General features: G+C 67.6%; 18 protein-coding genes. 6 read left to right on the forward strand and 12 right to left on the reverse strand.

Annotated features, from left to right (window positions below; translation table 11 throughout):
- Nucleotides 1-17 precede the first annotated feature (17 nt).
- The 3 genes from UAJ10_RS26245 to UAJ10_RS26255 all read right to left on the reverse strand — a co-directional run bounded on the left by UAJ10_RS26245 (nt 18) and on the right by UAJ10_RS26255 (nt 5,845).
- Nucleotides 18-1,427 carry a DUF1593 domain-containing protein gene (locus tag UAJ10_RS26245; RefSeq protein ID WP_322918283.1) on the reverse strand — a complete coding sequence of 470 codons (1,410 nt, stop codon included), beginning with the start codon at nt 1,425-1,427 and terminating at the stop codon, nt 18-20.
- A 97-nt stretch (nt 1,428-1,524) separates the two neighbouring features.
- Nucleotides 1,525-3,540 (reverse strand): glycoside hydrolase family 3 protein, encoded by a 2,016-nt coding sequence (locus tag UAJ10_RS26250; RefSeq protein ID WP_322918285.1) that lies wholly within the window; start codon nt 3,538-3,540, stop codon nt 1,525-1,527.
- A 109-nt stretch (nt 3,541-3,649) separates the two neighbouring features.
- On the reverse strand, nt 3,650-5,845 hold the full coding sequence (locus UAJ10_RS26255) for a TonB-dependent receptor (RefSeq protein ID WP_322918287.1): 2,196 nt from the start codon (nt 5,843-5,845) through the stop codon (nt 3,650-3,652).
- A 659-nt stretch (nt 5,846-6,504) separates the two neighbouring features.
- Here UAJ10_RS26255 and UAJ10_RS26260 point away from each other — a divergent pair.
- Both UAJ10_RS26260 and UAJ10_RS26265 read left to right on the forward strand, forming a co-directional pair.
- The gene (locus UAJ10_RS26260) at nt 6,505-7,539 is read left to right on the forward strand and encodes a LacI family DNA-binding transcriptional regulator (protein ID WP_322918288.1); all 1,035 of its coding nucleotides are present in this window, start codon (nt 6,505-6,507) and stop codon (nt 7,537-7,539) included.
- A 138-nt stretch (nt 7,540-7,677) separates the two neighbouring features.
- Nucleotides 7,678-8,982, forward strand: a complete 1,305-nt coding sequence (locus UAJ10_RS26265) for an Hsp70 family protein (RefSeq protein ID WP_322918289.1) — start codon at nt 7,678-7,680, stop codon at nt 8,980-8,982.
- A gap of 73 nt (nt 8,983-9,055) precedes the next feature.
- Here UAJ10_RS26265 and UAJ10_RS26270 read toward each other — a convergent pair whose 3' ends face one another.
- The 6 genes from UAJ10_RS26270 to UAJ10_RS26295 all read right to left on the reverse strand — a co-directional run bounded on the left by UAJ10_RS26270 (nt 9,056) and on the right by UAJ10_RS26295 (nt 12,071).
- Nucleotides 9,056-9,205 carry an entericidin A/B family lipoprotein gene (locus UAJ10_RS26270; RefSeq protein WP_145614969.1) on the reverse strand — a complete coding sequence of 50 codons (150 nt, stop codon included), beginning with the start codon at nt 9,203-9,205 and terminating at the stop codon, nt 9,056-9,058.
- 32 nt (nt 9,206-9,237) lie between these two features.
- On the reverse strand, nt 9,238-9,702 hold the full coding sequence (locus UAJ10_RS26275; protein ID WP_322918290.1) for a hypothetical protein: 465 nt from the start codon (nt 9,700-9,702) through the stop codon (nt 9,238-9,240).
- A gap of 50 nt (nt 9,703-9,752) precedes the next feature.
- Nucleotides 9,753-9,998, reverse strand: a complete 246-nt coding sequence (locus UAJ10_RS26280) for a hypothetical protein (protein ID WP_040843868.1) — start codon at nt 9,996-9,998, stop codon at nt 9,753-9,755.
- Between the two features lie 115 nt (nt 9,999-10,113).
- Nucleotides 10,114-10,536, reverse strand: coding sequence for a ferritin-like domain-containing protein (locus tag UAJ10_RS26285; RefSeq protein ID WP_322918291.1), 423 nt, complete (start codon nt 10,534-10,536; stop codon nt 10,114-10,116).
- A gap of 364 nt (nt 10,537-10,900) precedes the next feature.
- Complete coding sequence (locus UAJ10_RS26290; RefSeq protein WP_322918292.1) at nt 10,901-11,644, reverse strand: lipid-binding SYLF domain-containing protein; 744 nt, start codon at nt 11,642-11,644, stop codon at nt 10,901-10,903.
- A 226-nt stretch (nt 11,645-11,870) separates the two neighbouring features.
- Nucleotides 11,871-12,071, reverse strand: coding sequence for a CsbD family protein (locus UAJ10_RS26295; protein WP_322918293.1), 201 nt, complete (start codon nt 12,069-12,071; stop codon nt 11,871-11,873).
- Between the two features lie 451 nt (nt 12,072-12,522).
- Between UAJ10_RS26295 and UAJ10_RS26300 the strand changes: the two genes are divergently transcribed.
- From UAJ10_RS26300 to UAJ10_RS26310, 3 genes are all read left to right on the forward strand, one after another.
- On the forward strand, nt 12,523-12,681 hold the full coding sequence (locus UAJ10_RS26300; protein ID WP_040843864.1) for a DUF3309 family protein: 159 nt from the start codon (nt 12,523-12,525) through the stop codon (nt 12,679-12,681).
- 273 nt (nt 12,682-12,954) lie between these two features.
- Nucleotides 12,955-17,343, forward strand: a complete 4,389-nt coding sequence (locus UAJ10_RS26305) for a response regulator (RefSeq protein ID WP_322918294.1) — start codon at nt 12,955-12,957, stop codon at nt 17,341-17,343.
- 278 nt (nt 17,344-17,621) lie between these two features.
- The gene (locus UAJ10_RS26310; RefSeq protein ID WP_322918295.1) at nt 17,622-18,314 is read left to right on the forward strand and encodes a TetR/AcrR family transcriptional regulator; all 693 of its coding nucleotides are present in this window, start codon (nt 17,622-17,624) and stop codon (nt 18,312-18,314) included.
- Between the two features lie 33 nt (nt 18,315-18,347).
- Here UAJ10_RS26310 and UAJ10_RS26315 read toward each other — a convergent pair whose 3' ends face one another.
- The 3 genes from UAJ10_RS26315 to UAJ10_RS26325 all read right to left on the reverse strand — a co-directional run bounded on the left by UAJ10_RS26315 (nt 18,348) and on the right by UAJ10_RS26325 (nt 20,502).
- Complete coding sequence (locus UAJ10_RS26315; protein ID WP_322918296.1) at nt 18,348-19,436, reverse strand: GGDEF domain-containing protein; 1,089 nt, start codon at nt 19,434-19,436, stop codon at nt 18,348-18,350.
- A 259-nt stretch (nt 19,437-19,695) separates the two neighbouring features.
- Complete coding sequence (locus tag UAJ10_RS26320; protein WP_322918297.1) at nt 19,696-20,016, reverse strand: hypothetical protein; 321 nt, start codon at nt 20,014-20,016, stop codon at nt 19,696-19,698.
- Between the two features lie 87 nt (nt 20,017-20,103).
- Entirely contained in the window at nt 20,104-20,502 is a 399-nt protein-coding gene (locus UAJ10_RS26325) for an acyl-CoA thioesterase (RefSeq protein WP_322918298.1), read from the reverse strand.
- Nucleotides 20,503-20,672: 170 nt separating this feature from the next.
- On the opposite strand from UAJ10_RS26325, the gene UAJ10_RS26330 reads away from it, so the two are divergent.
- Entirely contained in the window at nt 20,673-21,938 is a 1,266-nt protein-coding gene (locus UAJ10_RS26330) for a CaiB/BaiF CoA transferase family protein (protein WP_322918299.1), read from the forward strand.
- Nucleotides 21,939-21,945: the final 7 nt, after the last annotated feature.

The raw sequence follows: 21,945 nt of genomic DNA on the forward strand, positions 1-21,945 counted from the left end.
TGCTTAAGGAAAGAAGGTCATGGCGGTGCCACGTCGACGATGACGCGGCGGTAGCGGGTCAGCGGCAGCGCGCCGCCGCCGGTGACCTCCAGGATCAGGTGCAGGCGCTGCGGCCCCGGCAGGAGGGGCGGTGCCGTGGGCGCGGTGATGACGGCCTTGGGCCCGTTCGCGCCCTGGATGGCCAGGTCCGGCACCACCACCAGGGCGTCCTGCCAGGTGCTGGGTTCCTTGTACTGCCACCAGCGGAAGGTCAGCGGACCGCCATCCGGACTGACGGAGGCGCCGGCGTCCAGGCTCAGGCTGGCCCCCGGCCTCAGCGTCACCACGATGGGATCGTCACCGCCCTGATCGTCGATCCCCTGCCCCTTCACCACCACCCGCGGCGGATGGACGGCCTGGGCGCGATCCGCCGTCAGGGTCCAGCCGATGCGGGCGGCGAAATCGTTCTGGTAGGCTTCGCGCCAGCGCCAGATGGTGGCCTGGGCACTGCGGTGGGGCTGACCATCGGCGCCGACGACCGTGTCGACGACGTCGGTATGCAGGCCCAGCCCGTCGGCGGCCTGGCCATACCGTCCGCCCCAGCCACCGTAATCGGGATGGTCCGGCGCGTTCAGACCGTTGGCGACCAGGTACAGGAAGGACGGGGTGTCGCCTTCCATGATGTATTTCCACTGGGGATAGAGGCTACCCAGGGGCCCCTTGCGGATATGAGCGTCCAGCCATTCATGCGAGACGGAGGTGCCGTCCGGTCCGGCGAACTGATAGAACCCCTCCCCGGAAATGCCGGTCCAGGTGGCGGTGGAGTAGTGGCTGAAGGCATGGATGCTGCCGATCCAGAACAGCCGGGGATGGCGCGTCCTGATCCAGGGGCCGCTGTCGTCCTGGTCGGAAATGGCATAGACCCGCAGCCGGGAAACGAAGGCCGCCACCTGGTCGGGCGTGCGGGTGGCGCCCACATGGTACAGCGCCTGGGCCAGCACGTTGGCGCCGCCCCAGATGGTGACCCACAGCGGCCGGGGATCGGGATCGTCCACGGCCGCGATCAGCGCGTCGGAGGCGGCGCTGTCGTGCCCCTCGCCCACACCGGCCAAACCGTAGAGCGCGGGGCCCGCCGTGACGCGGGCCATCAGCGCGGCCGCCTCGGGATAGGCCGGATCGTGGGCGCGCAGGTTGGGCAATACCTGGCCATAGGCGGCGATGCGTTCCCGCAGCCGTTCGGGATGCACCTGGTCCCGAAGCCAGGTGGACGTGGTGGCCGCCACGCCGGCCACGTCCATCTGATCGGTGTACAGCAGGAACCGGACGAAAGATTCCTCGTCATCCGGCTCGTTGGCGATGTCCGTCAGGACGAAGACGCGGGGCTTGGGCGCGGCATGGGCCGCCCAAGGCAGCAGGGCGATGAGCAGGGCAAGCGACAGGACCTTCACAACAACCTCCCCGGAACGACGAAGGTGTTGACGCTGTCGGCTGGCAGGCGGGCCGTCAACAGGCGGTCCGCAGCGGCCGCCAGCTCCCGCCAACTCATCATCGCGGCATCTCCGCCTTGGTCCCGGCATCGCCCCCGGCGCCGATCTTGTACAGCGGGTCCTTGCTGTCATGCGGCAGGTCGGAGGCCTGGGCCGCCACCGCCGCCATGCTGCGCGGCAACTCCAGCGGCAGGCGGCCCTGCGCCGCCACCTTGCCGGTCACCACGTCCAGGAAGGCCTGATCGCTGACGCCGAAGTCGACGTAGAGGCGGGCGGCCTTGTCGCGGATGTTGGTCAGGATGGCCGGCCGGTCCAGGTAGACGCTGACCACCGCCGGCACCTTGGCGGCGGCCACGGCCTTCAGCGCCTCGTAATCCGCGTTGCCGTCATGGAAGCCCAGGTCGCCCTCATGCTGCAGACTGCCGAAGGTGTAGGCGGGGTGCAGGGTCTGGAAGGGCGCGGACAGGCGCAGAAGGGCCACCTCCGCCTGCTTGGGATCGTCCACCACCGTCAGGCCGGCGGCCTTGGCGGCCTCGGCCGACACGCCGCGCAGGTAGACCTTGCGGCCCTTGAGGGCCAGCGGGCCCTTGCCGGCCTCCAGCAACACCATGGAGCGGGACTGGGCGGCCAGCCCCTCGGCCAGGAACTGTGGCGTGCCCACCACCTTGGCGGCGGCCTCGGCATCCACATAAGGGTTTTCGAACAGGCCCTGCTGGAACTTCAGGGCCAGGATGCGGCGCACCGACTGGTCCAGCCGCGCCTCCGTCACCAGCCCCTGCGTCACCGCCGCCAGTAGGGGGGCGGGGTCATCCACGCCGCCGAACTGGTCCAGCCCCGCCTCCAGCCCCCTGGCGAAGCGCGCCGGGGTGGACAGATCCTCCACCCCCCAGGCGGTGGAGAAATCCTTGAAGGTGGGGCGCTCACCGGCGGGGAAGCCGTTGCGGCAGACGGCGTTGCAATCGTTGGCGATGGCCCAGTCGGACAGGATGATGCCCCGGTAGCCGTAGGTGCCGCGCAACAGGTCGGTCAGGAGCCAGTGGTTGAAGCCCGCGCCCACCTGCTCCACCGGCTTACCGTCCACCACCATCTCCTTCAGGATGGAATATGTCGGCATGACACCGGCCACATGGGCGGCGAAAGCCCCCTTGAAGGGCAGGACGTGCAGGTCGAAATTGGCCGGCCGCACCAGGGAATAGCGACCGTAGCTGTTGTGGCTGTCGAAGCCCTCCGCCGCCGCGCCGTAGCCCACCCAGTGCTTGACCACCGCCGAAACGCCGGTGACGCCGGGGCCGTCATCCCCACCCTGGAAGCCCTCGACATAGGCCTGGACCAGGCGTCCGTCCAAGGCGGGATCCTCGCCGAAGGTGCCGTTGATGCGGGACCAGCGCGGCTCCGTCGCCACGTCGGCCTGGGGCGACAGGGTCTGGTGGATGCCCACCGCCCGGTATTCCTGGCGGGCGATGTCGGCGAAGCGGCGCACCAGGGCGGGATCGCCGATGGCGCCCAGGCCCAGCGTCTCCGGCCATTGCGAGAAACCGGCCGACAGCTGGCTGGCACCCGCGGTCACCTGGAAATGATTGCGCGGGTCGGTGCTGAGCGTCACCGGGATGCCCAGGCGCCCACCCTCCGCCACCGCCTGCAGGCGGTTGTCCTGCTCCGCCAACTGTTGCGGCGGCGTCGCCTGGCGGGTGATCAGCGTGGTGATGCCCAGGTCCCGGATCATGCGGGTGGCCAGCGGGAAGTCGTACGGCCCGCGCATGGTGGCGAAGGTGAAGCCGCCCTCCGGCGGCACGGTGCCGTGCAGCAGGGTCCCGGCCTTCTCCGCCACCGTCATGCGGCTCAGCAGGTCGGCCACGCGGGCGTCGACCGGCAGGCGCCAGTCCTCATAAGGGTCGAGCTTGCCGTTGCCGTTCAGGTCGCGGAAGGACAGCCCATCCACCGTCAGCAGGGGCTTCACCCGGCTGCCCAGCACCGGTTGCGGCGGCCCGCCGCCCTGCCCGGCACCCAGGGCCGGGGCGGTCAGCAGCAGGCTCAAGGTCACCAAGGCGGTCAGGCGGCGGCGCGGCGAAGGCATGGGCTTTTCATCCGGGTGGGGCGAAATGGAAAAAGAGGCGTGCCGCCGGGGAAGGAGGTTCCTGCGGCACGCCAGGGGAAGTGAGGCGACTGGCCTCGGAGGAAGCGGGTTAGAAGTTGGCGGACACCCTCACGCCGTAGGTGCGGGGCGGGGCGTAGGAACCGCTGCCGGCCAGGCGGTTGCCCGACCCGTTGGTGTCGGGGTTGGCCACGACCAGCACGGCGTTGTTCTCCAGGTTGCGGACATAGGCCATGACCCGCCAGCGCCGGTCGGCGTCGTCATAGGCCAGCGACAGGTTGGTCTTGGTGTAGGCCTTCTGCTCCGTGACGGCGAAGTTGCGGTAGTCCAGGTTCTGGTCGCCGACATAAACGCTGTCGAGGCGCGCCGTGATCATGGCGCCCGACGCCAGGTCCCACATGTGCTGGTAGCCCAGGTTGATGGTCCATTCCGGTGACTTGGCCAACGTGTTGCCGGTGTAGACGGCGGCGCTGTTGGGGTGGAAGACGTCGCCCGTGGCCAGGACGAAGTCGGTGTAGCGGGCATGGATGTAGGAGACGCTGCCGTCCACCCGGTCGCTTTGGGTCAGCAGGGCCGCCCCCTCAACCTCCACGCCGTAGACCTCGGCCGTGCCGGCGTTGACCGTGACGGTGGACGCCTGGCCCGCCACCTGGCCGATGGCGCTGACCTGGAAGTCCCGGTAGTCATAGTAAAAGCCCGTCAGGTTCAACTGCAGCTTCTTGTCCATGAACTGGTTCTTCACACCGACCTCATAGGCCGTCAGCTTCTCCGGCTGGTAGGGGTTGTTGTTGGGCGGCTGGCCATCGCCATAGCCGCCGGCCTTGTAGCCCGTGCCGACGGAAGCGTAGAGCAGGCTGTCCGGCGCCAGGTCGTACTCCGCCCCCACCTTCCAGTTGGTGGAGTGCCAGGTCAGATCCGCGTCGTTGAGATAAAGGGGGGAGCCGCCGACATAGGTGTTGCCGACAATGTGGCCGAAGGCCTCGGTGGCGCCGGTGCGGGACTTGTTGTCCTCGGTATAGCGCAGGCCGCCCGTCACCCGCAGGCTGTCGGTGAGGCTGTAGGTGGCCTGGGCGAAGGCGGCCTTGGACTCCTCCTTCACCACCGGCTGGACGAACGCCAGCGAGGTGATGCCGGCGATGGGGTCCAGCGCGAACAGGACGTCGTTGTTCTCCTTGAAGTAATAAAGGCCCGTCACCCACTTCAGTGGCCCGTCGCTGTTGGCCAGGCGCAGTTCGTGCGACATCTGGTCCTCATCCGACCGGAAGATGGTGGAGGCGCAGAGAGCGCCGGAGGGGGCGGCGCAGGTGGCGCTTTGCGTGGAGCCACCATGGGTGCGGTCGGTATCCTCGCGATAGGCGCCGACATAGGTCAGGGTGGCGAAGCCCAGGTCCCAGTCCGTGGTCAGCGACACGCCCTTGTTGGTGTGGTTCAGGCTGCCGTCCGCCGACACCGGATAGGTGTAAGGCGACCCGAACTTGGCGTACTGGCCGATGGGGGCGGAGGCGTAACCCACGCCACCTTCATGGAAGATGTCCACCGACAGCAGGGCCTTGAACGTCTCGCTGGGTGTCAGCTGGACTTGCAGGCGGCCGGCCTGCGTATCCTCGTCATTGAAATTGCTGGATCGGCCGTTGTTGGTGTAGCCGTCGTGCCGGCTGGTCTGGAAGGCGGCGCGCACGGCCAGGGTATGGCTCAGCGGCACGTTCAACATGCCCGAGGTCTGCAGGTTGTCGTAGTTGCCGTAGTCCAGCGACGCGTTGCCTTCGAACTTGTCGGTGGGCCGCTTGGTGATGACGTTGATGCTGCCCGCCGTGGCGTTGCGGCCGTACAGCGTGCCCTGGGGCCCGCGCAGCACCTCGATGCGGTCGATGTCGTAGAGGGCGCCGATGGCGGCGCGGGACCGGGCCATGTAGACGCCATCGACGTTGAAGGCCACGGCGGGGTCGCCCACCTCGGTATCGTTGGTGCTGCCGATGCCGCGGATGGCGATCTGGACGGACCCGCTGCCGTTGTTGCCCACGGCCAGGCCGGGAACCATGTTGTTCAGGTCGGTGGAACTGGAAACGCCGCGCTGCTGCAGGGTGTCGCCGGAAAAGGCGGTGATGGCGATGGGCGTCTTCTGCGTCGTTTCCTGCCGGCGCTCGGCGGTGACGACGATGTCCTCCAGTTGCTGGGACGCGGCTTGCGCGCCCTGGGGGGCGCTTTGCGGGGCGGCGGTCTGGGCCAGACCGGGGCTGGCGATCAGGCTGGCCAGCGCGGTGGCGGCCAGCAGGGTGTGGGTACGCATCTCTCCCAATTCTCCCATTCTGCTTCTTTATTCTTGTCGTCGTGAAGGCAGGGCCCCAGCCTCTGTGCCGAGCCTCTTCGGGGCCTGCCTTGAGGATGAGCGATCCCTGCCCCGGCCCCCGTCATCCAGGGGGCCAGGCCGCACCCAAGCGGGCGCACGAGCCGGCAGGCTTTCATCGCGTTGTCGGCGGCGCGGGGTGGCGGCTCCGGGCAAAGGCCCACCGTTCACCACCGCCCGGCGGGGGCGCGATGGCTCATATCCGATGATGTTTTTAAAAGGGCGGCCGGCTTACCGGATGGCCCGGTCCTGGAACGCGCAAGCGTCACGCATGATCGTCTCTCCCGTTTGTTGGGCCCCGCCTTGTTGTTGTCCTTCGACCTAGGGGCTGAATGACAGCGCTGTCCCTGGCGTCGAAAAAATAAGGAGGCCTCGTTGGCCCTATTTTGTTATCATCCAGAACAACCCCGCGCAAGAGGGTTTCTGAAAAACCGCCGGCAGGGACACGCCCTTTCCGCCGCCGGCCTCCACGGCGGCCCGCCGCCGCCGGTTTCACGCACTATCATTGCCGTCCGCCAATGCTATGATCCCGCCGCTTTCGGGAGGCTGGGCAAAACCTCCGGAACGGCACGGGGCAGCGGTCTGGTTGGAGTTTCGGGGCGTTGAGCAAGGCCACCATTTACGATGTCGCCCGCGTGGCCAACGTCTCCATAAAGACGGTGTCCCGCGTCCTGAACGGGGAACCCAAGGCCAGCGCGGAGACGCGCGCCCGGGTGATGGAGGCGGCGCGCAGCCTGAACTACACGCCCAGCCTGTCGGCCCGGGCCCTGTCGGGGTCGCGCAGCTTCCTGATCGCCCTGGTCTCCTCCGGCGGGGTGTCGGACAATGCCATGCTGTACGTCACGGAACTGCAGCTGGGCGCCATCCAGGCCTGCCGCGCCGGCGGGTACCACCTGCTGACGGAATACATCGACGCCGGCACGTCCGATTTCTCCGCCCTGGCGGAAACCCTGGTATCCACCCTGCGCGTCGACGGCGTCATCCTGATCCCGCCCTTGTGCGACGATCCGCAGCTGCTGTCCCTGCTGGCGCGGCGCGGCGTGACCTGCGTGCGCATCTCCCCCACCCTGGACGGCAGCGCCGAGGAGAAATGGGGCTGGGGTGTCGACATCGACAATTACCAGGCGGCGTTCCAGATGACGCGCCACTTGATGGACCAGGGGCACCGAGACATCGGCTTCATCCAGGGCCATCCCAAGCACGCGGCGGCGGCCCAGCGTGAGGCCGGCTATCGCGACGCCCTGTTCGACGGCGGCCCCATCCCTGAACACCTGATCCAGCCGGGCCTGTTCACCTTCGACAGCGGCCTGCCGGCCGCCCGCGCGCTGCTGGAGCAAAAGCGGCGCCCCACCGCCATCTTCGCCGCCAACGACAGCATGGCCATGGCCGTCCTGTCCGTGGCGTACAAGATGGGTATTCCCGTGCCCGGCGCCCTGTCGGTGGCCGGCATCGATGACCTGCCGGCCGCCAGCGTCGTCTGCCCGCCGCTGACCACCGTGCGCCAACCGGTGATGGAAATGGGCGCCGCCGCCGCCCGCTTCATCATCGACCGCACCGCCGGCCAGGTGGGCAGCTATCTGAAGAAGGTGTTCGACCACAGCCTTGTGGTCCGCGAGTCCACCGCCCCACCAGCGTGAGGCCTGTGGATGCGGACGCCCGGCGCTTGAGTGAAAATGGATGAGTCCATTTTCTGTAGCCGCGCCCGGCTATTTCCGTTACAAACCGCGCCCCCATTCAAAAACCCGATCCTTTCGGCCGTCGTTGGAGCGCGCACCATGGGCTATTGCGGCCTGGACTTTGGAACGTCGAACAGCACCCTGGGCGTCGTCGAGGATGGCCAGGCCCGCCTGCTGCCCCTGGAGGGGGAAGAGACCACCCTGCCCAGCGCGCTGTTCTTCGACTTCGCCGCCAAGCGCGCGGAGTTCGGCCGCGCCGCCATCCAGATCTATGCCGAGGGGGCCGACGGCCGGCTGATGCGCTCGCTGAAGTCGGTGCTGGGGACCGACCTGATCGACATGGAAACCCAGCTGGACCGGCGGCGCATCAGCTTCCGCGACGTGCTGAAGACCCTGCTGACGGAGATCAAGCGCCGGGCGGAGGAGCAGGCCGGCCGCCCCCTGACCCAGGTGGTCCACGGCCGCCCCGTTCATTTCGTGGACGGCGACGACGCGGCCGACCGCCGGGCGGAAACGGCCCTGGCGGAGATCGCGCGCGACATCGGCTACACCGACATCTCCTTCCAGTTCGAGCCCATCGCCGCCGCCCTGGATTACGAGCGCCAGGTGAACGCGGAGGAGATCGCGCTGATCGCCGACATCGGCGGCGGCACCTCGGACTTTTCCATCGTGCGCATCGGGCCGGACCGGCGGGAGGCCGCCGACCGGGGCCAGGACATCCTGGCCAGCACCGGCGTGCGCATCGGCGGCACCGACTTCGACCGCCTGCTGTCGCTGCACGGCGTCATGCCGCACCTGGGCTATCAATCGCCCATGAAGCGCGCCGGCCTGCTGGCGCCCAACAGCTATTTCAACGACCTGGCCACCTGGTCCAAGATCAACTTCCTCTACGCCCCCAAGGTGATGGCGGAGCTGCGCCAGGTGCTGCGCGAGTCCGCCAAGCCCGACCTGATCGGCCGCCTGATCCATGTGGTGGAGGAGCATCTGGGCCACCGCGTCGCCATGACGGTGGAGCGCACCAAGATCCGCCTCAGCGCCACGGCGGCCCAAATGAACGCCCCTGGGCCGGGCGGTTCCGACCCGGGTGGTTCCGACATGGTGGTGGACATCCCGTTCGACTTCATCGAGCGCGGACTGACGATCCCCTTCACCGTGCCCGGCTTCGCCACCGCGACCACGCCGCTGACCGACGGCATCGCCGCCATGATTCGCAAGGCGCTGGGCGACAGCGGCCTGACGCGGGACAAGATCGACGCCGTGTTCCTGACCGGCGGCTCCACCCTGCTGCCCAACGTGCGCGCGAGCATCCTGGCGGAACTGCCGGAGGCCCGGGTGGTCGAGGGCGACAAGTTCGGCTCCGTAGGCCTGGGCCTGACGCTGGAGGCCCACCGGCGCTATCGCTGAGGCAGGCAGAAAAACACCCGCCGGCGGTGTCGCGGGCGGGTGTTTTTCCTTTGGCTGCACGGGAACGCCCCGATCACGGGGTGTCCTTGCGGGCCTCCTTGCTGATGGCGTGACCGGTGGCGGAGATATCCTCGCCGGCGCCCTCGGTGGTATGGCAGGCGCTGACCAGCGCCCCCATGCCCAGCATGGACAAAAGAACAAGCGCGCGGAGTTTGGTAGTCATCGTGGCCCTCCTTGATGGGCTAGGGGTTGCACTCACTTGCGGACCGGCCGGCTGCCGGGGCTTCCGACAACCAATCCGGCCACCACGGCGGCCAGCAGGGCCGGCACCTTGTGTTTGACCACCAGGCGCTGGGCTTCGGTCAGCAGCACCTCGGGGTCCAAATCTAAGGCGGGATGCACCGCCGGTGGCGCCGGCGGCTCACGCCGGCTGACCAGCAGCCGCATCACCACCAGCAGCACCAGGCACAGCACGATCAGGGCCAGCGCCACCAGCGCGGGTGTCCAGACAGGGCCCATCTGCGGTTCCAGCCCGGCCCACAGCGCGGCGCAGAGCAGGCCCACCGCCGCGATCACCGCCAACATGGCGAGCACGCCGGTGATGACGACGGTGACGACACCGTCGACCAGCGGCGCCGGAGAGGACCGGTGCACCGGACCAAAGGGGATGACCCCCAGTTGCGACAAGGCCATAACGGCCAGCTTGGTCCAGCCTTCCATCACCGGTCCCCCTTATGCGGCGCTTACGATCCAGCCTCGCCCGTCCCGCTTCAGCGGGACAGCAGGCGGCTGGCGATGAACCCGGCGGAGAAGGCCAGCAGCAGGCTGGTGATGGGCTGCGCCTCCACCTGGGTGCCCACGGCCTTGGCCGCCGCCTCACCCTTGGCCGCCAGCGTCTTGTAAAGGTCGCTGGCCTCGGCCTTGATGGCGTTGGACAGGTGGTCGGCGTCCTCCCGCGCGGCATCGCGCACGGTACGGGCGGCGGTGGCGGCGGCGTCGATGGTTTCGCTCTTCATCGTCCTTCTCCTTCGTTGATCGGGGGTGTCGATCCGTTGCGTATCGGCCCCCCCTCAGATTGGCGGGCCCCGCTCAGGTAAGGGGCCCGCCGGATTTGGCGTCACACGCCGCCGGTCAGCGCCGTTCCAACGCGTGCTTCAGGGTGCTCATCTGGTCATGGTCGGCCTTGATGCTGTCGTAGCAGGTGGCGACCACCTCGCGGGCCGGCATGGGCAGGTCGCCCTGCAGCGCCTTCTCGAAACTGGACTTGATGTCGTCCTCGCCCGCCTCGACGGCGGCGACGACGCTCTGGTCGCTGCCGGTGACGGCGTTCTTCAGATTGACGAACATGCGGCGGGCGGCGCCCAGCACCGTGCCGTCGGTTTCCGGCTGGCCGCCCAGGCTGATCACTTCGGCCTGCAGGGCGGTGGTCAGCTGCCGGCGCTGGCGCGCGCGGGTGGCGAACAGCGTCTTGAAGCTGTCGTTGGTGGCCTCTTCCGCAGCGTCCTTATAGCCGAGGGCGCTGTCCAGGGTCTTCTCGATCAGGTCGTTCAACACCTTGACGGAATGCTCGGTGGCGGCGGGGGGACGCTGGGGGGAACCGTGGGCGGGATCATGGTCTGCTCCTCTCCTTGAATGATTGCCATGTCGGGATGATATTATTTTCTCCGACGCCTAATAAACAAACTCCGCATAAGGAGCGTTGCGCAGAAATTGTTTGCTATATCTTTATCAATAAAATTAGTCGGTTGTTCATAGTATATAATGTTTTGTCTAAGCTTTGAGGCGACACCATTACTGACCAACATTCCGCCTAGACCGAACGCGCCAACCCCTGGCGGCGGACATATCCCGACGCGATACGGGTACGTCGGGATGGGAAGGGATGGAACGCCACCCCTCCCCTTCCGGTGAAGAACCGTCAGCGTATGGTGGCCAGGTTCTTGCGCAGGCCGTCGGCGTCGGCATTCTTGACGCTGCGGGCCGAGACGATGGCCGACACCGATTCCGGCTTGCCGTAATAGGCCTCGTTCCAGCTGTCGCGCGGCTTCAGGACCGAGCCGTTGAGCGTCAGGCCGGCATAGGCACCGCTGGCCGAGGACCAGACGATGATGTCGCCACTCATCGAGGTGCCGGTGGCGGCCTCGGCGGTGGACCCCAAGGTCACAACGGCCAAGCCGGCCTGGGCGCCGATTTTAAATTCATCCTGCAAGACGGACGACAGGGCCTTGTCGCTCATGATGAACAGGACCAGTTCCGCCTGCTCCACGCCGATCTGCAGGCCGAAGGAGGCCGAGCCCAGGGTGTAGAAGGCGGGATAGCTGAACTCGCCGTTGGGGCCGCGGGTCAGCAGCACGGCGTCGCCGCCCTCGCCGCCCACGAAGAAACCGCCCTTGATCAGCTGCGGCACGATCAGCACGCCCTTGGCGCGCTTCATCAGCTCACGGGCGTTGCCGAATTCCTTGTCCTTGCGCAGGTCGTCGACGGTGACGCGGGCACGTTCCACCAGGTTGCTCTGGTCGGTGCCATGCGCGGCGACGGCGGCCAGCGCGTGCGGCGCGGTCGCGGTCATGGCGCCGAAAACCATCAGGGCCGACAGGGCGGCGGGAATGACTCGGGACTGCAGGGACGGCTTGGCCGCCGCCGAGATATGTGACACAGGCATCATGGTCACTCCGTTATTGGGCCGGCCGGGCGTACCGGCCAAGCCATCGCCGCTGAGGGTCCAGCCGGCGGGGATGGTGGACGGGAACGGCCGCGCGGGCCGTTCCCTTTGCTGTTTCAAGGCACTCGCCAATAAGGTCAGGGACCCCGCCGCGATGCGGGGGGTGACGGCGTTCACGCCGTCACCGGTCCAGCGGCGGGCACAACGGCAGACCACCGCCGCCCTATCAGTCCAGGGCCTTCTTGGCGGTGTCCTTCAAGGCCTTGCCGGCGTCCTGAATCTTGCCGGCGGCGTTCTGGGCGTGACCTTCGACCTTCTTGGCCTTGCCCTCCGCCGCCATCTTGTCGTCACCGATGACCTTGCCGGCCGCTTCCTTCACGGCGCCACCGGCGATCTTGGCATTACCCTCGATACGGTTCTTGTTCATGGTGGTCTTCCTCACTTGGGGTTGAAGTGCCACTCGGGACGCCTGTTCCAATATGGGCAGGCGATTTCCCAAGAGTTGATCCGTCAATAGCCAGTCAATGTTCGACACGCCTTATGGCGGGAATGTGGCGTGCTTATGTGGATCATGCGGCAATTATCGTTGGAAAATGAAGTAGGCGATTGGAAAAGAAGGACATTATTTATTTCGTCAGCACCACCATGGCCACACCACACCCCAATATGACCAACCGCCTATGCCCTCTCTTTTACTTACGCGCCAACTTGGTAGTACGGGATACATCCGGGCGCTTAGGCATTATGGCGCGGGTTATGTAGGCCGCTTTTCTTTCGCGAATAGACAGTTTTTCATGCCGACGGGACTTTAAAAACATGTTTTTGTCACAATGAATTTCCATCATCCGAATGCCTTCGAATTCTGGAGAGAGGCCGCTATGAACCTTGGAACCATCATCCTGATCATTCTAATACTGTTCCTGATCGGCGCTCTGCCCACCTGGCCGCACAGCGTCAACTGGGGCTACTACCCGGCGGGCGGCCTGGGCACGCTGATCGTCATCGTGCTTGTCCTCATCCTGATCGGCCGGTTGTAGGATAGCCTGTCCAGACGGGCCTGAACGGCCCCGGCGCTTGGCGGCGCCGGGGCCGTTCGCGTGTTTGGGGCCTGGTTCGGTGGTCCTGGCCGGCACCCACAGCCAGCGGACGAGATACCCTTATGGATTTCACCTAGCGGCCCCGAATGGGGATAGAATTGGAGCCGGGGCCGGAACTACCCCCTATTTCCCGTCGATTTCGCGGGATTTGGTTGCTTGATTGGTGGGGATGGCGACGCCGACCATGGTGGCGCTTCCGAGCGGGGGAGAGGCATGCGGTTCGGCTTGCGGCACCGTCTGCTGTTGTTTCTACTGTTGTCGGTCCTGCCTTTCATCCTCCTGCTCGCTTGGAACATTCAGCAGCGCCGGGATGAAGCGGTGGCGGGCGTGCAAGCCACAGCCCTGTCCTTCGCCCGCCTGGCGGCCAACAGCCAGCAGCGCCTGCTGGACCAGGTCCGCGCCCTGACGGCCAGCTTCGCCACGCATTCCGCGCGGCTGCCGCCTGACGCCTGTAACGACGACGCCGCCATCATGAAGGATGCCCAGCCTTGGCTAGCCAACATCCACGTCGCCACCCGCGACGGCCGGCTGGTCTGCTCATCCCTGCCCCAGCCCTGGCCCAACTATGCCGACCGCGCCTTCCTGCAGGAGGCCGTGCGCAGCGGCAAGCCCACCGTCAGCGGCTTCCTGCTGAGCCGGGCCGCCGCCAAGCCCATCATCGGCTTGGCCTATCCCATCCTGGCGTCCAACGGCGACGTGGACCGGCTGGTGCTCGCCGGCGTGAACCTGGATTGGGTCGAACACAACAGCAAGATCCTCCTCGAGGACGACATGACCTTCCTGATGGTGGACAAGGAAGGCACCGTGATGGCCCGCCTGCCCGCCATGCCGGAAGCCATCGGCAAGAAGATGGCCGACATCCCCACCATCCGGTTCGCCCTGGAGCGGGATCAGGGCAGCGGCAGCGCCGTCGGCCTCGACGGGCGGGAAAAGCTGATTGGCAGCGCCGTCCTGCCCGCCACCGGCATGCGGGTGATCATCGGATTCGACCGCGCCGCCGTGGTGTCCAAGGTGGACCGCGATTCCGAACACGTCACCCTGTTGGCCCTCGCCGTGACCGTTGCGACCATGAGCCTGGCCTGGGCGACCTTGAGCGGCACGGTGCTGCGTTGGCTGGCGTCCCTGCAAAAGGCGGTGGACCGCCTGGGCGCCGGCGACAAGACCACCCGCGCCAACGTTCCCGCCGGCGCCGGCGAACTGGGGCAACTGGCCAACGCCTTCAACATCATGGCCGAGGCCATCGACTGGCAGGACCAGGAACTGACGGCGCGGGAGGCCCGCTTTCGCGACCTGACCGAGATTTCCAGCGACTGGTTCTGGGAAACGGACGAGACCGGGCGCATCTCCACCATGTCGCAGGGCATCACCACCATAGGCCTGGATCCCGCGGACATGCTGGGGCGTACCCGGCGGGAAGTGTCAGCCAACCCCAACGAACCGTCCATCGCCCGGTATGAGGCCTTCCTGGCCGCCCGCCAGCCCTTCCGCGAGCTGACCTACGCCGCGCTGGATCACCAGGGGAACACGCGGCACATTGCCATCAGCGGCGTCCCCCGCTTTGGTGGGGACGGGACCTTCCTGGGCTTCCGCGGCTCCGGCCGCGACCGCACCGCCGAGGTCAAGGCGACCCATGCCCTGGCCGCCAAGGTGGCGGAGCTGGAAAGCGCGCGCATCGACCTGCAGGCGCAGCGCACCCTTCTGGACAGCGTCATGAACAGCTCGCTGGACAGCATCCTCGCCCTGGCGGCGGTGCGCGACCCCACGACCGGCGCCGTCATCGACTTCCGCTTCGCGCTGGTGAACCGGGCGGCGGAACGCTTGATCGGCCAGCCGGCCGCCTACCTGGTGGGCAAGCGCCTGCGGGAGGAACTGCCCGGCGCCCTGGGGGGCGGCCTGTTCGATCGCTATGCCCGCATCGTCAGCCAGAACGCCACCGAGACGTTCGAGCATCTGAATCCCCAGGAGGACGGGCTGGAGGGCGAAGGCACCTGGCTGTCGGTTTCCGCCGTCCCTTGGGAAAAGGGGCTGGCCGTCACCCTGTCCGACATCACGGCGGAGAAGAGGCGCGCCGCCGCCCTGGCTGAAAGCGAGCAGCGCTTCCGCCTGCTGGCCGACAACGCCACCGACATCGTGGCCCTGCACGCCCTCGACGGCCGCTGCCTGTACATGTCGCCCTCGGTGGAACGGGTTCTGGGCTGGCGGCTGGACCAGGTGATGGGCCGGCGCACGGTGGAGTTCACGGAGCCCGCGGACATCCCCGTCCTGGCCGACGCCCAGCGCCGCCTGCTGGCGGCCCCGAACGGCGAGCCCATCACTTACCAGTTCCGGGTCCTCCGGGCCGACGGCACCGCCGTTTGGCTGGAAACGGTGGCCCGCCTGATCACCGACCCCGTGGAGGGCGCGCGCTTCGTCGCCTCCTCCCGCGACGTGACGGAACGGCGGCGCCACCTGGAGATGATGACCGAGGTCAACAGCCGGCTGGAGGCCCAGGCCAGTGAACTGGTGGCCCTGGCCGACGACCTGGAACGTTCCCGCCACGCGGCCGAGGCGGCCAACCAGGCCAAGTCGGAATTCCTGGCCAACATGAGCCACGAAATCCGCACCCCCATGAACGGCGTCATGGGCATGACCCAGATCCTGCTGGAAACCGACCTGACCTATGACCAGCGGACCTACGCCGAGACCATCTATGACAGCGCCGAAGCGTTGCTGAACATCATCAACAACATCCTGGACATCTCGAAGCTGGAGGCCGGCAAGGTCGAGTTGGAGATGCTGGAGTTCGACGTGGGCGAGGTGGTGGACGGCGTGGTCGCCATCCTGGCCACCCGCGCGCAGGAAAAGAAGCTGGACCTGACCGGCCTGGTCGATGCCAAGGCCGCCGGCATCTATCGCGGCGACCCCACCCGACTGCGCCAGATCCTGCTGAACCTGGCAGGCAACGCCGTGAAGTTCACCGCCACGGGCCGGGTGGGCATCAAGGTCATGCCCGTGGCGCCCAAGGGTGCCGACAAGAAAAGCCGCCTGCTGCAATTCTCCGTCACCGACACCGGCCCCGGCATGACGGAAGACCAGCAGTCCCGCCTGTTCCAGAAGTTCACCCAGGCCGACACCTCCATCAACCGCAAGTTCGGCGGCACCGGCCTGGGCCTGGCCATTTCCCACCAGCTGGTGCGCCTGATGGGCGGCGACATCGTCGTGACCAGCAGCCCGGGCCAGGGCGCCACCTTCAGCTTCGCCATCCCGCTGGAGGTGGTGTCGGCCAAGGGCCGTAGCGGCCGCGCGCCCGTGCTGAAGGGCCGGACCGCCCTGGTGGTGGATGACCTGCCCCTGAATCTGGCGGTGATGGAAAGCCACCTGAACCGGCTGGCCATCGATTGCGTGACGACCTCGGGCGGCAACGCGGCCCTGCGCCAACTGGAGTTGGCCACCCAGGCGGGCCGGGCCTTCGACGTCATCTTCGTCGACCAGGCCATGCCCATCATGGACGGCCTGGCCTTCGCCGCCCAAATCCGCCAGGACCCGGCCTACGCCGGGGTGAAGATGGTGCTGGTCACCTCCGTCGGTGGCGAGCTGGGGGAGATGAAGGGCCTGTTCGATGGCGTGCTGACCAAGCCCGTGCGCCTGGCCACGCTGAAGGACCTGCTGACGCGCCTGGTGCAGCCGGACGTCCCCGCCAGCGGCCGCCGTGCCGGCCGCTCAGGTGCCGTCGCCCGGGGCAGGACGCGGGCGGCCGCCACGACGGGACGCAAGGCGCCGCCTGTCGCCGCCCATCCCGGTGAGGGGCACACCATCCTGTTGGTCGATGACAATGAAACCAACCGCGCCATCGCACGCATCATGCTGGAGCGGGAAGGCTATACGGTCGACGACGCCATGGATGGGGAACGGGCCGTGGCCCGCTGCGCCGACCGGGCCTACCACCTGATCCTGATGGATGTGCAGATGCCGGTGATGGACGGTGTGGCCGCCACCCGCGCCATCCGCGCCGGCGGACCCTGCGCCCGGGTGCCCATCATCGCCATGACGGCCAACGCCATGGTGGGCATGCGTGAGGAATATCTGGCGGCGGGCATGAACGATTATGTGTCCAAGCCCTTTGATCAGGAGCAGTTCCTGCACAAGGTGGAGCATTGGGCGGGGCAGCCGGCCCCACCCCCGCCCGACGCCGCCGGCGCCGCCACGGCCGGCCCGCCGGAACCGGCCGAACGGCTGGAGCCCGCCTTCGATCCCGGCGTGCTATCCGGCCTGGGCGCCGCGGTGCCCCCCGCCGCCTTTCAAAGCCTGGTGCGCGGTTTCGCCGATCATGGCATGGCCCGCATCGACCGCTTGCGGGCCTTGGATCCCCGCGCCGACCTGGGCGCCATCCAAGGCGAGGCGCATGACCTGGTCTCCACCGCCGGCAATGTCGGCCTGCGCCGGTTGCAGCGCCTGGGCCGCGACCTGCACCAAGCCTGCGTGGACGGCGACCCGGCCGGCGCCCAGACGGTCCTCGACCGCATCGTGCGCGAAGGGCCCCCGGCCTGGGCCGCCCTGCGCCAACGTTTCATCGGCGACGACCGCCCGGCCCTGGAACCCAGCGCCAGCGGCAGGGACGATTAACCATCGCCCTAGCGTGCGCCCGAACCGGCGATGACACCGGTTCCCTGTCCGACAGCGAATAATGTGACCCATAGTTGCCCGCCGACATCTTGTTTGTTGCGGCCCGATACGATAATAGGGGCGGGACAAGACGCCGCGCAGCCAAGCCAGGGAGTGGTTGCCGTCACCCGAAACGCCGTCGTTCCAAGTGCCTGCGCACCCTTTCCGCCGCGTTTGGAATCCGTCGCCCGGGTTGGGTCGTCTTCCGAATTCCCATGTCGTGAGAGCGCAGACGCCCAATGACCGCCACCGCCCTCGCCACCGCCCCAGGCCCCGGCGCCGGCCAAGCCCCGCAGCAGCGTTCCGTCCGCGGCCGTCCGCGCTGTGACAAGTCGCGTCAGGCCATCCTCAGCAGCGCCTATGACCTGCTGGTGCAGGCTGGGCTGGCCGGCTTCACCATCGAGGCGGTGGCCGCCCGGTCCGGCTGCGCCAAGACCACCATTTATCGCTGGTGGCCCACCAAAGGCGCGCTGGCCGTCGCGTCGCTGCTGGAGATGGTGGAGGTGGCGGCGCCCATCCGCGCCACCGGCTCCGCCCGCCGCGATCTTGAAAGCCTGCTGGAGGTCATGGCCGGAACCATGGCGGGCCCCATGGGTCGGGTCATCGCCAGCATCATCGTGGAGGGGCAGGGCAATCCGGAGGTGCTGGAGACTTATTGCACCCAGGTGCTGCAGCCTCGGCGGGAACGCATCCGCGAAATCGTGCGCATGGGCGTGCGCGCCGGTGAGTTGCCGGCCGACCTGGACGAGGCGGTGGTGGTGGAACTGCTGTACAACACCCTCTACAGCCGCCTGCTGATCCGCCACCAGCCACTGGATGAACCCGGCTGGACCCAACGCCTGGTGGCCGCCGTGCTGGGCCCGGCGGAGGCCGCGCCCCAGCCGCTGGCCAAACCCCGGCGCATCCACAGCGACGCGCTGTATCCGGCGTAAAGCCGGCGCCACCAAAATCGGATCGGCGTGGCGCTAAGCCGCCACCGACACGCGGTTGCGGCCGGCGTTCTTGGCGGCATAGAGGGCCTTGTCGGCACGTCCCAACAGGCTATCCACGCCGTGGTCGTTAGCCGACAGGGTGGTGACGCCCAGGCTGCAGGTCAGGGTCACCGACACGTCCGGCGCCAGGATGATGGGCGCGGCCGCCACGGCGCAGCGCAAGCGTTCGGCCACCCGCTCCGCCTCCGGCCGGTCGGTCTGCGGCAGCAGGATCACGAATTCCTCCCCGCCGAAGCGGCCGATGACGTCGGTGTCGCGGATGGCGCCCCGGCAGAGGTCGACCACGGCGCGAATGGCCTGGTCGCCGGCCTGGTGGCCCCAGGTGTCGTTGATGCGCTTGAAATGGTCGATATCCAGCATCAGCACCGACAGCGGTCCGCCGTAGCGCCGGGCCCGCGCCATCTCGCGCGCCGCCGTGTCGGTGATGAAGCGCCGCGTGCCGGCCCCCGTCAGGCTGTCGGTGATGGCGACCAACCGCAGCAGCCGCTGGCTTTCATAACTGGTGTAATTGATCTGCTCGAACGCGAAGAGCACGCAGATGAACATGGCGCCCACCGGCCCCAGCAGCAGCGGGTACTTCACATATTCGAAGTCATGGGCGAAGCCCGCGGCCCCCGCCGCCGGTGGCAGGGAGATGATCAGCACCATGAAGGCGGCGCCGGTGGTGAAGGGCACGTACTGCATCACCAGCAGTGGCAGGAAGGTGAAGAACAGGAAGCCGGAGAATTGGGCCTGCATGCCGTGATCCAGGCGGTTCAGCACCTCGATGAACAGCATCTGGCACGTGAAGGCGCCGATGAAGGCGTAAGCCGTGGTCAGGCGGCGCGGCACCCGGAAATGCAGCAGCAAGGCGTGCAGCACGATGATGACGGACATCACCAGCCGCAGGCCGATGGTACGCCGCGCCCCGTCGGGATCGATGACGTAGTCCCATCCCCACAGGCCACTGACGGTGATGGAGGTCGCCACCGTCATGATGGTGCTGAACAGCCGGTGGTGATCGAACTTGTAATCGACGTAGGCCCGGTCCGGCCAGACGACGTCCTTGATATGGTGGGCCACCGGGTCCGTTCCCTGTCTCCCCACCCCGGCGCGACACATGTCGGGATGGACTTATCCTGGGCAGCTTATACCGCGCCCGTCCTTCCAGACTACGCCAGTATTTTGATGGTCACGCTGCCACGATGCCGCAGGATAAGGCCAGTCCAGGCAGGGTGGGCAACCCCATCCTGACCCTTTGGATCGAATTTTAACCGGTACGGCTTCTAGCGCCGCCATTGAGGTAATTTAATATTTTCTCCAGGAAACACTATTTCCCGTCTTAAAGCTTACGGGTTGGCTTTGTCGCCGCTTGCGCGTAAGCCTTGGCCGCCGCCTCAGGCTTCTTCATTTCTTCCATCAGTTTCATGGCGAAGCGGCCGCCATCGTGGCGGGATTGCAGGAAAGTCATCACCACGTCGCGCGCGGCCTGGCGGTCGAAGGGAATGTCGGGGGACTCCTCGGCCGGAGGGGGGCCGGCGGGGGCCGGCCGCGCCGTTTGCATGCGCTCCGCCGCCGCGGCCGCTTTCTCCAGGACATCCGGGTCGATCCGCCGCCGGATGGCGCGGATCTGGCGCAGCAGTTCATCACGGGGATCGGCCATGGAAACAGGTCCGCCTTCTGCACAATGGGACCCGGGTACAGTGCGCGTCCCGGGTCCCGGATGTCGAGGGAACTTTGGCCGGACGCCTTATCCTTCGACCAAGGGCAAAGGGCGCGGCCGACGGTTCTCATCGATGGCGACGAAGGTGAAGACCGCCTCGGTCACCTTGTTGGTGTCGTCGGCGTCACGGCTGCGGCGCCAGGCCTCCACCTCGATCCGCATGGAGGTGCGGCCGCGCGACACCAGCCGGCCGAACAGGCTGACCTCATCCCCCACGAATACCGGGCCCAGGAAGGCGATGGCATCCACCGCCACGGTGGCGGCGCGGCCCCGCGCCGTGCGGGCCGCGACGTTGCCCGCCGCCAAGTCCATCTGCGACATCAGCCAGCCGCCGAAGATGTCGCCGGCGGGGTTGGTATCGGCCGGCATGGCGATGGTGCGGATGACGGGGACCTCGTCGGGCATCTTGGCGTTCTTATCGAGCATCGGGGCCTCGGGTTCGGCAGGTAAACGATTGGGATATCAGAGCGTGAAACGGCCCGCAGGGGAAGCCTGGGCTTAACAACGCCGATGCCATCTAGGCGCTGGTCGCGTCCGCCGTGTAAGATCGCCGCCGTGCAGACCAGGCATCCCCGACAGAAGGCAGACCTGCGCCCATGACCCAGCCGCCCATCCCCGCCACCGGCCCGCTGACCGGCCTGAAGGTTCTGGACATGAGCCGGGTGCTGGCGGGGCCCAGCGCCACGCAGATCCTGGGCGACCTGGGCGCCGACGTGGTGAAGGTGGAACGGCCGGGCCAGGGGGACGACACCCGCGCCTGGGGCCCGCCTTTCCTGAAAGACGATGCCGGCCAGGATACCAAGGAAAGCGCCTACTACCTGTCGGCCAACCGCAACAAGCGCTCGCTGACCCTGGACTTCACCCATTCCGCAGGCAAGGCGCTGGCCCTGCAGCTGATCGGCCATGCCGACGTGGTGGTGGAGAACTACAAGACCGGCACCCTGGCCCGCTATGGCCTGGCATACGAAGACCTGCGCGACGCCTTCCCCCGGCTGATCTACTGTTCCATCACCGGCTTCGGCCATACCGGCCCCTATGCCGCGCGCGCCGGCTATGACTACCTGGTGCAGGGCATGGGCGGCTTCATGTCCCTGACGGGGGAGCCGGAGGGCCAGCCGCTGAAGGCCGGCGTCGCCATCGCCGATCTGATGACCGGCACCTATGCCGCCGTCGCCATCCTGGCGGCCCTGCGCCACCGCGACCATACCGGCCGGGGCCAAGCCATCGACCTGTCGCTGTTCGACACCCAGGTCGCTTGGCTGTCCCACCCCGGCCAATACTACCTGACCAGCGGCCAGCTGGCGCCACGGGTGGGCAACGCCCATCCCACCATCGTGCCCTACCAGACCTTCGCCACCAGCGACGGCTGGATCATCCTCGCCGTGGGAAATGATGAGCAGTTCGCCCGTTTCTGCCACCTGACCGGCAACGCCGCCTGGGCCAGCGACCCGCGCTATGCCACCAACCAGGCGCGGGTGGGCAACCGCGACAGCCTGGTGCCCGCCATCGCCGCCGTCATCCAGGGCCAGAGCAGCCAATTCTGGATCGACGCGCTGGAGCCGCTGGGCGTGCCCTGCGGCCCCATCAACAGTATCGACAAGGTCTTCGCCGACCCTCAGGTGGCTGCGCGCGGCATGCGCATCACCCTGCCCCACCCCCAGGCGGGCGGGACGGGAGCGCCGGGCGCCGGCCTGCCGGGCACGGTGGAGCTGATCGGCAGTCCCATGAAGTTCAGCGACACGCCGGTCAACTACCGCCAAGCCCCGCCCACCCTGGGGCAGCACACCGACGCCGTGCTGCAGGACTGGCTGCGGCTGGACGGGGACGAGATCGCACGCCTGCGGCAAACGGGCGCCCTGTGACCAGGGC

The sequence above is a fragment of the Nitrospirillum guaranorum genome (assembly GCF_034653275.1).
GTDB lineage: Bacteria > Pseudomonadota > Alphaproteobacteria > Azospirillales > Azospirillaceae > Nitrospirillum.

Excerpts from the sequence above, each read along its gene's own strand:
- UAJ10_RS26310 (WP_322918295.1), top strand. The coding sequence starts at position 17,622 with ATGACCGCCACCGCCCTCGCCACCGCCCCAGGCCCCGGCGCCGGCCAA.
- UAJ10_RS26295 (WP_322918293.1), bottom strand. The coding sequence starts at position 12,071 with ATGAACAAGAACCGTATCGAGGGTAATGCCAAGATCGCCGGTGGCGCC.
- UAJ10_RS26290 (WP_322918292.1), bottom strand. The coding sequence starts at position 11,644 with ATGCCTGTGTCACATATCTCGGCGGCGGCCAAGCCGTCCCTGCAGTCC.
- UAJ10_RS26320 (WP_322918297.1), bottom strand. The coding sequence starts at position 20,016 with ATGGCCGATCCCCGTGATGAACTGCTGCGCCAGATCCGCGCCATCCGG.
- UAJ10_RS26300 (WP_040843864.1), top strand. The coding sequence starts at position 12,523 with ATGAACCTTGGAACCATCATCCTGATCATTCTAATACTGTTCCTGATC.
- UAJ10_RS26275 (WP_322918290.1), bottom strand. The coding sequence starts at position 9,702 with ATGGAAGGCTGGACCAAGCTGGCCGTTATGGCCTTGTCGCAACTGGGG.
- UAJ10_RS26305 (WP_322918294.1), top strand. The coding sequence starts at position 12,955 with ATGCGGTTCGGCTTGCGGCACCGTCTGCTGTTGTTTCTACTGTTGTCG.
- UAJ10_RS26330 (WP_322918299.1), top strand. The coding sequence starts at position 20,673 with ATGACCCAGCCGCCCATCCCCGCCACCGGCCCGCTGACCGGCCTGAAG.
- UAJ10_RS26270 (WP_145614969.1), bottom strand. The coding sequence starts at position 9,205 with ATGACTACCAAACTCCGCGCGCTTGTTCTTTTGTCCATGCTGGGCATG.
- UAJ10_RS26265 (WP_322918289.1), top strand. The coding sequence starts at position 7,678 with ATGGGCTATTGCGGCCTGGACTTTGGAACGTCGAACAGCACCCTGGGC.
- UAJ10_RS26255 (WP_322918287.1), bottom strand. The coding sequence starts at position 5,845 with ATGCGTACCCACACCCTGCTGGCCGCCACCGCGCTGGCCAGCCTGATC.
- UAJ10_RS26325 (WP_322918298.1), bottom strand. The coding sequence starts at position 20,502 with ATGCTCGATAAGAACGCCAAGATGCCCGACGAGGTCCCCGTCATCCGC.
- UAJ10_RS26250 (WP_322918285.1), bottom strand. The coding sequence starts at position 3,540 with ATGCCTTCGCCGCGCCGCCGCCTGACCGCCTTGGTGACCTTGAGCCTG.
- UAJ10_RS26280 (WP_040843868.1), bottom strand. The coding sequence starts at position 9,998 with ATGAAGAGCGAAACCATCGACGCCGCCGCCACCGCCGCCCGTACCGTG.